Here is a 14,615-nt window from a genome sequence, read left to right as displayed (position 1 = left end):
CCGATCTGGCGCCCAAGAAGTGTGGACGAGGAGCTGCGGGTAGCCGTGCTCGTCGCCAGCACCCGGGAGGGCCGGGTCGGCGGCGAGATCGGCCGATGGTTCGTCGAGCGGGCCGCCGGGCACGGCGGGGTGGTGCTCGACGTGCTCGACCTCGCGACGTTCGCGATCCCGGCCCGGCTGCCGGCCGAGCCGACAGCTGTCATGGCCGGGTTCGCGAAACGGATCGCGGTGGCCGAGGCGTATGTCGTGGTCACGCCCGAGTACAACCGCAGCTTCCCGGCGTCGCTGAAGCAGGCGATCGACTGCGCGTACGAGGAATGGCGGGCCAAACCGGTCGGCTTCGTCTCCTACGGCTACCGCGCGGCCGGGCGCTACGCGGTGGAGCACCTTCGGGACGTCTTCACCGAACTGCACACGGCGACGGTGCGGGATTCGGTGTGCCTCGACTTGCTCGAGCACGAATGCGGCGACCCCGGCGCGGGTCCGCACGGGGAATCCGCAGGTCACGCGGTCTCTGCTCTACTGGACGAACTGATCTGGTGGGGACTGGCACTGCGCGAGGGCCGGCGCGCGCGGCCGTATCGCGGATGAGGAACTGAGGGGAAAGGACAGACATGAGCAACGCAGCCGGGGAACCGGCGATCGAGACTTCCGGGCTCGTCAAAGTGTTCGGCGAGACCCGGGCGGTGGACGGGGTCGACCTCGTGGTGCCCGCCGGGACCGTGTACGGCGTCCTCGGGCCCAACGGCGCGGGCAAAACCACCACCGTCCGCATGCTCGCCACGTTGTCCCGCCCGGACGGCGGCGAAGCGCGGGTGTTCGGCCACGACGTGGTGCGCGAAGCGGACGCCGTGCGCAGCCGGGTGAGCCTCACCGGCCAGTACGCGTCGGTCGACGAAGACCTGACCGGGCAAGAGAATCTGGTGCTGCTGGGCAGGCTTCTGGGGCACCGCAGCGCTGCCGCGCGCGATCGGGCGGCTCAGCTGCTCGCGGCGTTCGGGCTCACCGAAGCCGCGCGCCGCCAAGTCAAGAACTACTCCGGCGGCATGCGCAGGCGGCTCGACATCGCCGCGAGCATCCTCAACACGCCGGACCTGCTGTTCCTCGACGAGCCGACCACCGGCCTCGACCCGCGCAGCCGCAACCAGGTGTGGGACATCGTCCGCGCGATCGTCGCGCAGGGCACCACCGTCCTGCTCACCACGCAGTACCTCGACGAGGCCGACCAGCTGGCGTCGCGGATCGCGGTGATCGACCACGGCCGCGTCATCGCCGAGGGCACCAAGGGCGAGCTGAAGGCCTCGGTCGGGGTCGGCGCCGTCCACTTGCGACTGCGGGACGCCGACCAGCGCGCGGCCGCCGCCGAAGTGCTGGAACGCGCGCTTTCCGCCACCGTGCAACTGGATCACGACCCGGTCGCGATCACCGCCCGGCTGTCGTCGGACGCGCACGGGGCCGCCGCCGACCGTGCGTCGCGGGCTCTCGCGGAACTCGCGAAGGCCGGCGTCATCGTCGACACGTTCTCGCTCGGCCAGCCCAGCCTCGACGAGGTTTTCCTGGCCCTCACCGACCGCACAGCCACCGAGGAGGCGGCGTGACCACCGTCAAGGAACCCGATCTCGACCTCGCGGCCCCGAAGCCGGACGAGCTGGCCGCGGTCCTGCTCGCCACCGAACGGCCGCCGCGGCCGAGCGCGCTGTCCGCGTCGTTCTCCTTCGGCTGGCGGGCCGTGCTGAAGATCAAGCACGTGCCGGAGCAGCTGTTCGACGTCACCGCGTTCCCGATCATGATGACGTTGATGTTCACCTATCTGTTCGGCGGCGCGCTGGCCGGTTCGCCGACGCAGTACCTGCAGTTCTTCCTGCCGGGCATCCTCGCGTCGAGCGTCGTGATGATCACGATGTACACCGGCGTCGCGGTGAACACGGACATCGAGAAGGGCGTGTTCGACCGCTTCCGCACGCTCCCGATCTGGCGGCCCGCCCCGATGGTCGGCTACCTGCTCGGCGACGTGCTGCGGTACCTGATCGCGTCCGTGGTGATCATGGTCGTCGGCCTGATCCTGGGCTTCCGGCCGGACGGCGGGATCGGCGGAGTGGCCGTGGGAGTCCTGCTGCTGCTCGTGTTCTCGTTCGGGCTGTCGTGGGTGTGGACGATGTTCGGGCTGCTGCTGAGGTCCGAGAAATCGGTGATGGGCGTCAGCATGATGGTGATCATGCCGCTGACGTTCCTCAGCAACATCTACGTCGACCCGTCCACCATGCCCGGCTGGCTCCAGGCCGGCGTCTCGGCCAACCCGATCAGCCACCTGGTCACCGCGGTGCGCTCGACGATGTCCGGAGCCTGGGACGGCAGCGCCATCATGTGGACGCTGATCGCGGCGGCCGCGCTGACCGCGGTGTTCGGGACGCTGACCATGCGGCTGTACAACCGGAAATGACCTGGGCTCAGCGGGGAGGCACTCCGGTGTGCAGCGGGAGGCCGCGCACCGGAGGGCCTCGCTGGCCAAGTCGTGGCAGCGCCGCTCGTCGCGCCCGGCTTCGGGGCTGCCGACCTCGTCCCGGCGCCGTGGCTTCAGGTCGTGGGGGAGAGGACGTAGGAGAACCGGCGGACCGCCGGAACCCATTGCTGGAACCGGGAAAGAGTGTCGATGCGCAGCGCGGTCGACACGTGGGCGAGGCCGCGGTGCAGTTGCCGCCAGTCCCGCAGTTCCTTGTCGCAGAGCGTCCCGGCGACCGGGTTCTGCCAGACCTCGCCGTGCCGCCGCGGTGCGCAGTCGGCCACGAACCCGGCCCAGGTGTCGTCCGGCGAACGGTGGACGAGGCCGCCGGTGATCGACCGGTCCGGGTCCGGCGCGGTGTCCAATGCCTTTTCGAGCACGAGCCGCGGCGCGGTGAGCAGACCGAGCAGCGCCACCACCGCCTGGTAGTCGCCGGGTTCGAGGTTGTCGCCGAGAAAACGCGACGCCGCGGAAAGGTCCCGGGTCGCACGAAGCATCCGGTACAGGTTGAACAGCCGCTTCGCCTCGCGCGGGGTGCTGATCAGCACGTCCAGTTCGGACAGCAGGTCGATCTCCGCGGGCGTGAGCGGACGCGGCGGATCCGCGGCCCGCTCCGGACGGCTCTGACTGTCTACTTCGGACCCTTTCTCGATCTCGGGGGCGAAGTCCGGAAGCGTCCGGTCCGGGGACGGAATCCGCTGGGTTCGCGGCCGTTCCTCGCCCGCGGGCTCCAGCAGGCGGTCGTCGGTCAGCGACCGCAGCAGGCTGCGCAAGCTCCCCTCGGACATAGCGGGCAGCACGAACGGCAGGTTGATGATCTTCCCGAGATAGTCCTCCGGGGAAGCGAGCCTGCCGTCGTCGAGGGAATCGTCGAGCATCCCGTCGTAGTGGCTCCGCAACGACCGGGTCAGCCAGCGCGGGTCGACGCCGACCACCACCACGAACAGTTCCAGGGCGAGCAGCAGGTGCACCGCCTCCAGCACCTCGACCACCTGGCGCGAGCTGCACCGGTCGAGGTCGTCGATGTACAGCACGATCCGGTCGATCGGCGTGCCGCCCGAGCCGGGATTCGCCCGCCAGTCGGCCATGAGGTCGACCAGCTGCTCGAAATCCTTGCGGATGGTCGAGATCAGCCCGAGGTCGCGCCGGTAGGAATCGCCGTGCGCGCGATCGGCGAGGAACGCGTAAAGATTGCGGCCCGGAGTCAGCGCGGTCAGCTCCCGGCCGAGTTCGCCGACCCTCGCCACCACCTCTTCCAGCTGAGCCTCGGCGACCCGCTGATCAGTCTCCGCCCGGCGGATCTCCTCGAGCATCCGGACGACCTCAGGCGCGACTCTCCTCGTGCCCCGGTCGACGCCGCGGCGAAGGTCTTCGCTGAGCTCGCGCAACTCCCGGATTCCCGACCGGGCCCGGCTCAGCAGCACGACCCCGGCGCCCGCCACCGCGGCGAACCCGGCACCGACCCCGGCCAGCCACTCCCGCGCGACCGGAGTGGCCGCAGCGACGAGGAACCCGATGAACAGAATGACCGCGGACGCCATCAAGGCTGCCTTGCCCCAGCGCCCCTTCGGCGATCTGCGCAACGCCTCGGCTTCGGACAATGTGCCGCGCAACTGCTCGACCAGCAGCGCACCCTGCTCGGCCTCGTCCTGGATCCCGAGACGGCGCCATACTTCCCGGCTGCCGGTCAACGACCGGATCAACACCTTCGCGATGTCTTTCCGGCTCAGCGCGGCCTTGTCGACGTCCGCCTGAAGTTTCGCGGCGGTCGCCTGCGCCTGGCGCTTGGCGTCCTCGAGTTCGGTGACCTGATCGAGCCGTTTGGCGAGTTCCTCGCGCAACTGCTCGCGGCGCTGCCGCGCATTCGGGCCAGGACCGGCGAGCTGGCGGAAGATCTCGTCGCCGAGACTGGCCCACAGATTGCGGTCCGCGTAATGCCAGGCGTTGAACCCGATCTGGACGATCTCGCCGCAGTAAGCCGGATTGCCCGAGCCCGCGAGCCGGTCCACCTCGTCCCGCATCAGCCCCATGAAGTAGCTCTTGCCGGACCCCCATTCGCCGAACACCCCGACCGACAGCGGCGGCAGAGTGCTCCGGTCGGCGATCACCGTCGCCAGCATCGACACGTAGGGCGCGACCCCGAGCCGATCGCGGTCGAGCGGGATGCCGAGCGTCGGATCGACCAGATCGTTCGAAATGCCGCCGGCCAATTCGACGGCGGAAAATCTCATGACCGCCGTCATTTTCCAAGCCTCGAGGATCGCGTCTTCCGCCTCGTTGGAGTTGCACAGGAAAGCAAGGCTGCGCAGCCCGCTGGTTTCCCCGAGAGCCTTGACCGCCGCCCGGATCGTCACCTCGGCTACCTCGTCCTCGTTGAATCCGAGATCGCCGGTGCCCAGCAGAGGCAACCCGAACGCGTCCGAGTTCGCGCTTGCCGCGAGACGGATGCCGGCCTCAGTGGCCGTGGCGATGGCAGACAAGGTCGGCGGACCTGAACCGCCGCCTTCATGGGGCGTCATGAGCACGGCGAACCGCAGCGAGTGCCGGCCGGTTTCGCGGATTTCCAGTACGAACGGCCGTTCCGGGACGATCGCGTCGTAGTCGATCGAGTCCCAGCCCTCGTACAGAAACTGCTCGCGGACGGCGCGACCGAGGCTGCCGAGCATGCCGCCGACGGAGACCGCGATGGCGTCGATCCCGGACTCCCATGGACGGTGCGTGCGCAGGAGATAGCACGAGGTCTCGCCCACCGTGCCGAGATCAAGGACATCGCTGCCTTCTGGTATGCCTGCCATATCAGCCTGCGGCCTCCACGACCTCGACGTCGACGCGGACGGCCAGCCTAGCCAGACTGTGGCTTCGGCGCTCGGATAGCGGGGGTTCCGGGACGCGCAGCGGCACCCGTCAGCCCGCAGCTCGTCCTGCCAGGCGGCTTCGAGTCTCGCTGGACGGGCGCGACTCGTTCTTGCCGGTGGCCGGGTTTCGCTGGGCTCGTTTGCCCGGTCGGCTGGGTCGCCCGGGCACCCGGGCCGGTGGTTACAAGCGCCAGGTCATGGGCTTCTCCGGTTGGTAGCTGCAGGACGAGCCCGTCGTGATGGTGTCGCGGAGGTGGGCGGCCAGTTCCGGGTGGAGGTCGCCCAGTTTGCGGAGGGTGTCGCGGATTCGGGCGGTCACGGCTTTGCGTGCGCGTTCCGTGTCGTCGCCCAGACGGCGGGTTCGGCCGGACAGGCCGGTGGACGTTCGGAGTTCGTCGAGCAGGGCTGCGCGTTCGGTGTCTAATGCGGCGGCTTTGGCGTCGTCGCCGCGGAGGGTGGCGGTGTCGATCGCCTCGTCCAACTGATCGAGGCGGCGGCGGTAGGCGGCTTTCGCGGTGTCGTCCAGGATAGGGTCGCCGCTGAAAGTTCGGGCGGCTTCCGGTTCGGGGCCGCCCTCGGGGGAGAGCAATTGTGCGGCGGGGGTTTCGGTTCCTGGTCTGCTCAGCAGGAAATTCAGGTCTCGCAGGCCTTTCGCGTCCGGCATCCGTACTTCCCGGTTGGCGAAGCGCAGGGTCCACACCGCGTCGGTGCGGTGGAATTCGTTGGCGGGAAAAGACGGTGCTGGGCGGGGGCGGGTGGTGAGGTGCTGCATGCCCAGTTCGGCTGCTTCGGCGGTGACGGCATCGGCCAGGGTGGTTGCGCGGTCGGTCTCGCCCAGGTCTAGCAACGTGTTCGCGAGGTGGTTGCGGGCTTCGATTGCCCACGGGCGGGCGCGCAGGCGGTCTGCGGAGCGGGCGGCGGAGGTGAAGCGGGCGGCGGCTGTTTCGGCGTCGCCCAGGGTTTTGTGCAGCAGGCCTAGCCACAGGTCTACTGGGCCGCTCAGCTCGCAGCCGTATAGGGAGACCAGCCATTCTCCGGAGTGCGGGGAGAGTTCGCGCAGCAATCGTTCTGCTGCGGCGCGGTCTTTCAGCACTGCGGCCGCTTGGGCTTGGCAGCGCAGCCACAACGGAGTGAAGGCACGGGCGTACGGGCCGTCTGCGGCTGCTTCGGACAGTTCGTGCCGGGTGGTCGCGGCGTCGCCTGCGAGTGCGGCGGTCAAGGTGCGCAGCAGGGCGGGGTGGGGGAGACCGGCGTCGGCCATTTTTGAGGGGAGCTCGGCGGCTTCGGCGAAGCGGCCTTGTACGAGTAGTGCGCTCCAGCGCAATTGGTCGGGCAGGTAGCCGTAATCGTTGCTGCCGAACATTTCCGGGGCGGCCAGCGCTTCGGCGAGCGCCGCGTCGGCTTCGGCGAAGCGGCCGCGGAAAGTGCAGATGATGCTGCGGTCGATCGCTTCCGCCACCTTCGCGGCTGGCACGCCTTCGTCGGCGATTGCTTGGAATACCTGGAACTGGTCCAGGTAGCGCGGATCTCCCTGTTCGAGCATCGCGACCCATTTGAGCGAGGCGGCGAAGAATTCGTTCTCGCGGTCGTTGGTGCGTCTCGCGATGGCGGTTAGTTCATCGGTGAGCCGCTCGCGTTCGGCGCCGCTGCCCAGGCCCCAGATCGCGTCGTGTCGTGCCCACAAGGTGAACGCCAGCGCGTCGTCGTCCTCGTCGTCTCGGGCGAGGATCGCGGCGCGGGCGGTGAGTTCCAACCGGATGCGGTCCAGCGAGAGGGGTTCGGCCGCGTTGCCGCCGCACAGTTTTTCGTGTGCTTCGCGGAGAAGCTGAGCGGTGAACTCGCGTCGCGCGCCGCTGGTGCCGAATTTCGACAGGGTGAGGGCGGCACGGGCTAGGAGGTTCGCGTTGTCCAGTTGGCGGGCCAGTGCGGTGGCTTCCTCACAGAGGAGCCAGGCTTCGTCTTTCTCCTCTAGGCGCCACAGCGCGGTGCCTAGTTCCAGCGCGACGACTGCTTGGCTGCGTTCGTCCGCTGCGCGTTCGCGGGCTCGGCGCAGGTGTGCGATGGATTCCTCGAACGCCATCCGGGCACCGGCATCCTTGGCCGCGGCGAGTAGCAGGCGGACGACGTGTCTTGGTTCGAGGTCGGTATTGGCGAGATAGGCGTGCCGGGCTCGTTCGGCGACTCCGGTCAGGCTCGGGGTGTGTTCGCTGGCGCGTACGACCGCTGCGTGCTGGCGTTGTGCTTCGGCGGGGGTCAGTTCGGCATATCTCGATTCGCGCACCAGGTCGTGCGCGAAGGCGAAGCGGCCTTCGCCGAGTGCGAGGACGAGCCGGGCGGCTACGGCGCGTGTGAGCAGGTGGTCGACCTGTGCGACGGGTGCGCCGGCGGTGGCGGCGAGCAATTGGAGGGAGAACTCGCGGCCGAGCACCGCGGCATTGGTGAGCAGATCGGCAACAGGGCGGGGGAGCAGGGACAGCCGCCGCTGGAGTGCGTCGGCGACTCCGGGCGCGACCGCGGACACTGTGCTCCCGCTGCGCCACAGCCGCGCGGTCTGCTCCACGAAGAACGGGTTGCCGCCGGTGCGCCGGTGCACGTCGGCCGCCAGTTCGGCATCTGGATCAGCGCCCGCGGTGCGGCTCATCAGCTCGGCGACGCCGGTTTCGTCCAGGCCGGTGAGCGTGATCGTGGTTGCCTTCGCGAGCAGCGGCAGCATCAGCTGGTGCAGCGGATGGCTGGGCGCGTCCACTTCGACGTCGCGGTACGTGCCGATGAGCAGCAGCCGCTCGAACCACGTGTGCCTGGCCGCGAACTCGAGCAGCCGCAGCGACGCCGGATCGGCCCAATGCAGATCGTCGAGGATGACGACCACCGGGCGTTCCTGAGCCACCGTGACCAGCGCCCGGGTGACGGCGTCGGGCAGCTGGAACCCGTCGTCGGCTGGTGATTCGGGGGTTTCGCCGAGCAGCGCGGACAGCATCGGCGAGCTGGCGACGGCCCATTCGTGCGCCGCGGCTTCCCGGCGCAGCGAGCGCATGACCTGGACCCACGGCCAATAGCCCGGCGCGGCTCCGGACTCCCAGCAGGTGCCGCCGAGGACGAGCGCGCCTGCCTCGCGCGCGTCGTCGGCCAATGCGCTGACCAGCGTGGTCTTGCCGATTCCGGCCTCGCCGGTGACCAGGGTCAGGCCGCCGTGACTGGCCGTGGCGCGCGAGAGCTGCGCGCGCAGTGTCGAGGCGGGGTGGGCCCGCCCGATCAGCGCCGCAGTCATGTCCGGTTCCTCCCTTTTTCTGCGAGCCTCTCACGGACTCGCGGTGCCGTCTCGTGCTTTCACCGGCTGCGACCGGCTGGTCACGCAGGTCGATGCCGATGCGGCCATTCTGTCCGGGGGGTCTGACAATTTCCGGAGCCCCGTCACCTGGCCGGGTGACGGGAGTCCACTGTGGACCGGCGCTGGTCACAGGGTGACGGGCGTCTCCGCCGAGGACCGGCGCGAGGGGTGGTTGCGGTACTGTCGCCGGCATGGGGAGTCTCCGTTCGCGCGTCCTCGCTTGGGCCGGCCGCCGGTACATCGCCCGCCAGCAGAAGCGCGGTTTCGATCTCGAGAAGATGGCACTGCTGCCGGATTCGGCGCTGGAGCCGTTGCGCCGCCAGGGCCTCGACCCGGTGCCGGACCTCGGCAGGCTGCGCGGCGAGGCGCCGATCAGCAAGCTGGACCTGCCGTTCGGGATGAACGCCTGGCTGGTGACCGGGTACGAGGAGGCCAAGGCCGTCCTCGGGAAGGGCTCGGAGTTCAGCAACGACTTCACCAATCTTGTCGGCAACGCGGGCGTCACCGAGGACCAGAACCCGGGCGGGCTCGGATTCGCCGACCCGCCGGTGCACACGCGGCTGCGGAAGCTGCTGACGCCGGAGTTCACGATGCGCCGGCTGTCCCGGCTCACGCCGCGGATCGACGAGATCGTGGCGGGCCAGCTGGACGCGATGGCCGCCGCCGACGGGCCGGTCGACCTGTGGGAGCAGTTCGCGCTGCCGATCCCGTCGCTCACGATCTGCGAGCTGCTCGGCGTGCCCTATGAGGACCGGGCGGACTTCCAGCGGCTGAGCACCGCGCGGTTCGACCTGTTCAGCGGCGCGGGCGCGTCGCTGGGCGCGATCTCGGAGTCGCTGGGGTACCTGCTCGAGATCGTGCGCAAGCAGCGCGAACAGCCCGGCGACGGCCTGCTCGGCATGCTGATCAAGGAACACGGCGACGAGATCGACGACCGCGAACTCGCCGGTCTCGCGGACGGCATCCTCACCGGCGGCCTCGAGACCACCGCGAGCATGCTGGCACTGGGCGCGCTGGTGGTGCTGCGCGACCCGGCCGCGTTCGACGCGGTCCGCGGCGACGACGACTCGGTGCACCGGTTCGTCGAGGAGTTGCTGCGCTACCTGACGGTGGTGCAGATGGCGTTCCCGCGGTTCGCGAAGCAGGACCTGGACGTCGCCGGGGTGCACATCAGCGAGGGCGACATCGTGCTGGTGTCGCTGTCGGTCGCCGACCGCGACCCGGTGCTCGGCAAGGGCGACATGGACCGCTTCGACCCGACCCGCGAGCCGTCCTCGCACTTGGCGTTCGGCTACGGGATCCACCGGTGCATCGGCGCGGAACTGGGCCGCATGGAGCTGCGGGCGGCCTACCCGGCGCTGGTCCGGCGGTTCCCGAACCTGAGGCTGGCGGTGCAGCCGGAGGAGTTGGCGTTCCGGAAGGTGTCGATCGTGTACGGGCTCGACTCGCTGCCAGTGCTGGTGGACTGACGCTGCATCCCCGGGCGGCCCAGGGCGGCAATGCCAGAAACTTAAGATTGTGATGTGGACGCGCTGTTGGCGTGTTTCCGCGGCTCAGCTGGCTCGATCCGGTTGAGCGCACGTCTCTGCGGGCCGGGCGTCCGTGAGGGGAACCCTGAGGGACTCTGAGTCCCTCAGGGTTCCCCTCACGGACTTCGAGATTGGCCCAGGGCGGTCGCGCGGGGTCGGCCGGTGACTGGTTGGTCGGCGCGCAGGATTGAGCACGGCTGTGGCTGGGTTGACGGCTTCGCCCGCCGACCGCCTGAGGCGACGGGAATGCCCCAGCGGACGGCTTGGGCAGTGGCAACACCGACGACACGATCACCTGGACGGCGCGCTCGTGGCGTGCACGGTGGGCGTGGTCTGGCCGGTGGTGTCGCGCTCGTGGCGTGCACGGTGGGCGCAGTCGGGCCAGCGGTGTCGCACTGGTGGTGTGCGTTGTGGGCGTGGTCGGACCGGCGATGCCTCGCGCGTGGTGGGTGCGGTGGTGGTGCCGCGCTCGGAATCTGTCGCCGCAGTCCTAAGGCGCCTTCCTCGAGGCCCTCTCACCGCGCTTTCCTCGCAGCCTTCTCACGGCGCGTCCTCGCAGCCACCGCAGCCTTCCCGCGGTGCCTCCTTCGCCGCACCTCTCACCTCATCGCACTCCTCTCGGCCGGAACTGCACGCTGATCCGCGGCCCCACCGCGCGGGCCGTCTTCGGGATCGCGTGTTCCCATGTGCGCTGGCAGGACCCGCCCATCACGATCAAGTCACCGTGTCCCAACGGGTACCGCACCGAGTCCCCGCCGCCTCTCGGGCGCAGCGCCAGGTGCCGGGCCGCGCCGACGGACAGGATCGCCACCATGGTGTCCTCGGTCCGGCCGCGGCCGAGGTCGTCGCCGTGCCAGGCGACGCTGTCCTGGCCGTCTCGGTAGTAGCAGAGCCCGGCCGTGCGGAACGGTTCGCCCAGTTCAGCCGCGTAATGCGCGGACAGCGCCTCCCGCGCCTCGGTCAGGACGGGATGCGGCAGCGGCGCGTGTTCCCGGTAGAAGCACAGCAGCCGGGGGACGGCGACGACCCGGTCATACATCTGCCGACGCTCCGCGTACCACGGGACCTCGGCCGCGAGATGCTCGTACAGCTCGTCCGAGCCGTCGAGCCATCCCGGCAGCACGTCGATCCACGCGCCTTGCCCCAGTTCGGTGCGCTGCACGCCGGACAGCGGGCCCAGGGTGGCCGGCCCGCTCGCACCGAACAGCGAGCCCTGAAATGCCTGACTCATGCCCCCAAACTACACGACAATCGAACACCTGTTCGGATGAGCTACTCGGCGGGCTTGGGATGCGCGGTGACGACGAGCCGGTGCAGGCGCGCGTCGGGGGCGGATTCGTTGTGGTAGCGGGACACGAGGTCGGTCACGAGAGTGGTCAGTTCGTCGGTGAACGCCGAGCGGTCGCGAGCGGAGGCGAACGCGATTTCCGTGTCCAGGGTCAGTGTCGAGAGCGGTTTGCCCGCGCGGGCCGCGCGCCGGGCCAGGCCGGCGACCTCGCGCAGCGTCCGGCCCGCCACGGCGAGCAGGTAGCTCACCGAGAGGCGGTCCGGCTTGACGCGGGCGGCGCCGGCCGCGCCGAGTGCGGCGGGGGAGACCAGGTAGGCGCCGGCGGTGGCGGCGAAAAGCCGTTCGGTGAGGCCGCCCCACTGCCGGGTTCCGGCGGGTTCGACGAGGCCGTGCGATGCGAGCGCGCGCAGGTGGTAGTTGACCTTTTGCCTGGTCAGGCCCACTTTGGCGGCCAGCGCCGCGGCGGACGCCGGTTCGGTCAGCGCGGCCAGCAGGCGGGCGCGCACCGGGTCCAGCGCGGCCGCCGCGACGGCGGGGTCCTCGATCACTTCGACGTCCTGCATCCCCTGAGCCAAGCAGTGACAAACAAAGTCGTCAAGGGACGCGCCCTTGTCCGCGACCGGCCGGAGACCTACAGTGATCACCCAGTGGTCTGGACCTATACCGCTACCGCCGCCCTGAGTTCGACGGAGGTTGGCACGTGCGCACGAGAACCCGGATCGGCGGAGCACTGGCGGCGGCGGTGTGCGGGATGGCGATTCTCGCCCCGGTCGCGGACGCCCAGGTCGGCGGCGGCACCTGGAAACCCTGGTCGCCGGGGTACAAGGAACAGCAGAAGGGCTGCGGCCAGGTCAGCGGGCTCACCTTCAAGCTGACCTGCTCCGACGGCAGCGGCGAGCAGCGGGCCGAGCGCCGCTACGACACCTACACCGGCGGCACGCACCAGTTCGAGGGCTCCTTCAAGATCACCAGCATGGGCGGTTCGCGGATCAGCCTGAAACAGACGTTCCGCGACGGCTCCAATGCCGGACCGTATTTCCTCCTGGCGGTGGAGAAGGGCGGAAGGCTCTACACCGTGGAGAACGGCCAGACAGTGGCGACCGGTGCGACTGTCGGGACTTCGGTGCGAGTCAACACGATCAACGAGGTCGGCAGCTCCCACAAGGTATACATCAACGGTTCGCTGAAGCAGACGGACGACAGCCCATCGGGTAGTTATTACGACAAGTTCGGGTCGTACCGGACGGCCAGCGGCACCGGGCCGATTACCGTGCAGTGGAGCGGAATCAAGTTCTGGACCAGGTGATTCGCTTGCTCGCCGGACGGGTGCCATCCGCCGCCTGGCATCCGTCCGGCGAGCGGCCCCGGCCGAATTTCCGTTGCCGCGGCAGGGGAAATTCGGCCACTGTGGCGGGCATGACTTTGGTCGAGCATTACGACACTGAAACCACTGAGAACACGCGGCTTCTCCGGTCGCCGCACGGCAGGCTGGAATTCCGGCGCACGCAGGAGTTGGTGCGCAGAGCGATATCGGGGCCCGGCAAGAGAGTGCTCGACGTCGGCGGGGCGACCGGGGTGCACGCCCGATGGCTTGCCGCGGACGGACATTCGGTGCACGTAGTCGATCCGGTGGCCGGTCATGTCGCGGAGGCGGCGCACCTCGAAGGCGTCACCGCGGAAGTCGGGGATGCCCGAGCTTTGACCTGGCCGGACAGCAGTGCGGATGTCGTGCTGCTGATGGGCCCGCTCTATCACCTGACCGAATCCGGCGACCGCGCACAGGCGATCGCGGAAGCCCGGCGCGTGCTTCGGCCGGGAGGATTGCTATTCGCCGCCGCGATCGGCCGTTATCTCTCGGCCATGGAGACCGGAACAAACGGCCAGCTCGCCGACCATATAACACCGTCGGTGGAAGCTGTCCTCAATACTGGACGCTATGACGGCCACGTCGGTTTCGTCCCCGCGCATTTCCACACCGCGGACGAGCTTCGCGGCGAGCTGGAAACCGCTGGGCTGTCGGAGATTTCGGTGTACGGAGTGGAAGGCCCGGCCTGGCCAGCGCTGGACGTGGCCGGTATCGACGAGTTCGACGCACGCGTGGACGCGGCCCTTCGATGCGCCCGCTTGGTCGAACAGGATCCGCTCCTGATCAACGCCAGCGCGCATTTCCTCGCCGTGGCTGTCAACTAGCCCATTCGTCCGGCGAATCCCACGCGGTGAGCGTCCGGCGACTGGTGAACCGGCGAGGTTCGCCGCACAGCGGATCGTCGAATTCCAGCACTTTGGCCAGCAGCTGCAACGGTTTCGTGAAGTCGTCCAGCGGTTTCTCGTGCAGCTCCGGATAAAAGTCGTCGCCAAGGATAGGAGTTCCCAAAGAGCACATGTGGACCCGCAACTGGTGCGTGCGTCCAGTGGCAGGGGTGAGGCGGTAGCGGCCCAGCCCGTCCCGGTGCTCCAGAAGCTCCACTGTGGACTCCGAGTTCGGCGGCCCGGGAATCTCCTGCGCGGCCAGCACGCCGCGCTCCTTGATAATCCTGCTGCGCACGGTCCGGGGCAGCTCCAGGGAGGGATCGTACGGCGCGATCGCCTCGTATTCCTTGTGCACCAACCGATCGCGGAACATCGTCTGATACGCGCCCCGAGCGGACGGTGTGATCACGAACATCACCAGCCCCGCCGTCACGCGGTCGAGCCGGTGCGCGGGGGACAGCGCGGGCAGATCCAGCGAGCGACGCAGCCGCACCAAAGCGGTTTCCAGCACGTGCCGTCCACGCGGGATCGTCGCCAGGAAGTGGGGTTTGTCGACCACCAGCAGGTGCTCGTCGCGATGCAGGACGGTGACGTCGAAGGGCACCGGGACCTCGTCCGGCAGATCGCGGTGGAACCAGATGAACGACCCGGGGACGTACGCCGTGTCGATCCCCAGTGGACCGTCCTCGCCGTGGATCCGCTGCTCGCGCAGCATTTCCTCGATCCGTGCGGGAGCAACCCGGGGGAGGCGTTCGACCAGGTGCTCCAGCAGCGTCGTCCACGGGCCCTCGTCGGGCAGCCGCAGCCGGGCTGGGTCTAGGCCGTGCCGGGGCGGGATCGGGGCCGGGCGCTTGCGTCTCATCGG

General features: G+C 69.3%; 11 protein-coding genes. 6 read left to right on the top strand and 5 right to left on the bottom strand.

Features of this window, described 5'->3' with window-relative positions; genetic code table 11:
- Positions 1–21: 21 nt before the first annotated feature.
- Genes ACFORO_RS01615 through ACFORO_RS01605 form a run of 3 tightly spaced genes read left to right on the top strand, consistent with a single transcriptional unit; the run spans position 22 to position 2,440 of the window.
- Positions 22–591 carry an NADPH-dependent FMN reductase gene (locus tag ACFORO_RS01615; RefSeq protein ID WP_354748970.1) on the top strand — a complete coding sequence of 190 codons (570 nt, stop codon included), beginning with the start codon at positions 22–24 and terminating at the stop codon, positions 589–591.
- A gap of 23 nt (positions 592–614) precedes the next feature.
- Positions 615–1,598, top strand: a complete 984-nt coding sequence (locus ACFORO_RS01610) for an ATP-binding cassette domain-containing protein (RefSeq protein WP_377868949.1) — start codon at positions 615–617, stop codon at positions 1,596–1,598.
- A complete protein-coding gene (locus ACFORO_RS01605; RefSeq protein ID WP_354748966.1) occupies positions 1,595–2,440 on the top strand; it encodes an ABC transporter permease in 846 nt (281 codons plus the stop codon). The genes ACFORO_RS01610 and ACFORO_RS01605 overlap by 4 nt, the downstream gene beginning before the upstream one ends.
- A gap of 134 nt (positions 2,441–2,574) precedes the next feature.
- On the opposite strand, the gene ACFORO_RS01600 is transcribed toward ACFORO_RS01605, so the two are convergent.
- Together ACFORO_RS01600 and ACFORO_RS01595 are read right to left on the bottom strand one after the other, a co-directional pair.
- Positions 2,575–5,295, bottom strand: a complete 2,721-nt coding sequence (locus ACFORO_RS01600; protein ID WP_377868951.1) for a P-loop NTPase fold protein — start codon at positions 5,293–5,295, stop codon at positions 2,575–2,577.
- A 241-nt stretch (positions 5,296–5,536) separates the two neighbouring features.
- On the bottom strand, positions 5,537–8,623 hold the full coding sequence (locus ACFORO_RS01595) for an ATP-binding protein (protein ID WP_377868952.1): 3,087 nt from the start codon (positions 8,621–8,623) through the stop codon (positions 5,537–5,539).
- Positions 8,624–8,874: 251 nt separating this feature from the next.
- Here ACFORO_RS01595 and ACFORO_RS01590 point away from each other — a divergent pair, with 251 nt between their 5' ends.
- Positions 8,875–10,152, top strand: a complete 1,278-nt coding sequence (locus ACFORO_RS01590) for a cytochrome P450 (RefSeq protein WP_354748961.1) — start codon at positions 8,875–8,877, stop codon at positions 10,150–10,152.
- Positions 10,153–10,816: 664 nt separating this feature from the next.
- Here ACFORO_RS01590 and ACFORO_RS01585 read toward each other — a convergent pair.
- Both ACFORO_RS01585 and ACFORO_RS01580 read right to left on the bottom strand, forming a co-directional pair.
- Complete coding sequence (locus ACFORO_RS01585; protein ID WP_370938527.1) at positions 10,817–11,443, bottom strand: alpha-ketoglutarate-dependent dioxygenase AlkB; 627 nt, start codon at positions 11,441–11,443, stop codon at positions 10,817–10,819.
- A gap of 41 nt (positions 11,444–11,484) precedes the next feature.
- On the bottom strand, positions 11,485–12,063 hold the full coding sequence (locus tag ACFORO_RS01580) for a helix-turn-helix domain-containing protein (RefSeq protein ID WP_377868953.1): 579 nt from the start codon (positions 12,061–12,063) through the stop codon (positions 11,485–11,487).
- Positions 12,064–12,251: 188 nt separating this feature from the next.
- Here ACFORO_RS01580 and ACFORO_RS01575 point away from each other — a divergent pair, with 188 nt between their 5' ends.
- Entirely contained in the window at positions 12,252–12,806 is a 555-nt protein-coding gene (locus ACFORO_RS01575; protein WP_446681585.1) for a hypothetical protein, read from the top strand.
- 110 nt (positions 12,807–12,916) lie between these two features.
- Positions 12,917–13,690 (top strand): class I SAM-dependent methyltransferase, encoded by a 774-nt coding sequence (locus tag ACFORO_RS01570; protein WP_377868955.1) that lies wholly within the window; start codon positions 12,917–12,919, stop codon positions 13,688–13,690.
- On the opposite strand, the gene ACFORO_RS01565 is transcribed toward ACFORO_RS01570, so the two are convergent.
- Positions 13,683–14,612 carry an RluA family pseudouridine synthase gene (locus tag ACFORO_RS01565; RefSeq protein WP_377868956.1) on the bottom strand — a complete coding sequence of 310 codons (930 nt, stop codon included), beginning with the start codon at positions 14,610–14,612 and terminating at the stop codon, positions 13,683–13,685. The two genes, ACFORO_RS01570 and ACFORO_RS01565, sit on opposite strands and share 8 nt — an antisense overlap.
- Positions 14,613–14,615: the final 3 nt, after the last annotated feature.

The sequence above is a fragment of the Amycolatopsis halotolerans genome, assembly GCF_042647905.1.
GTDB lineage: Bacteria > Actinomycetota > Actinomycetes > Mycobacteriales > Pseudonocardiaceae > Amycolatopsis > Amycolatopsis halotolerans.
Note: the sequence above shows the minus strand (reverse complement) of the source record. Positions and strands in the feature narration are given on the sequence as shown.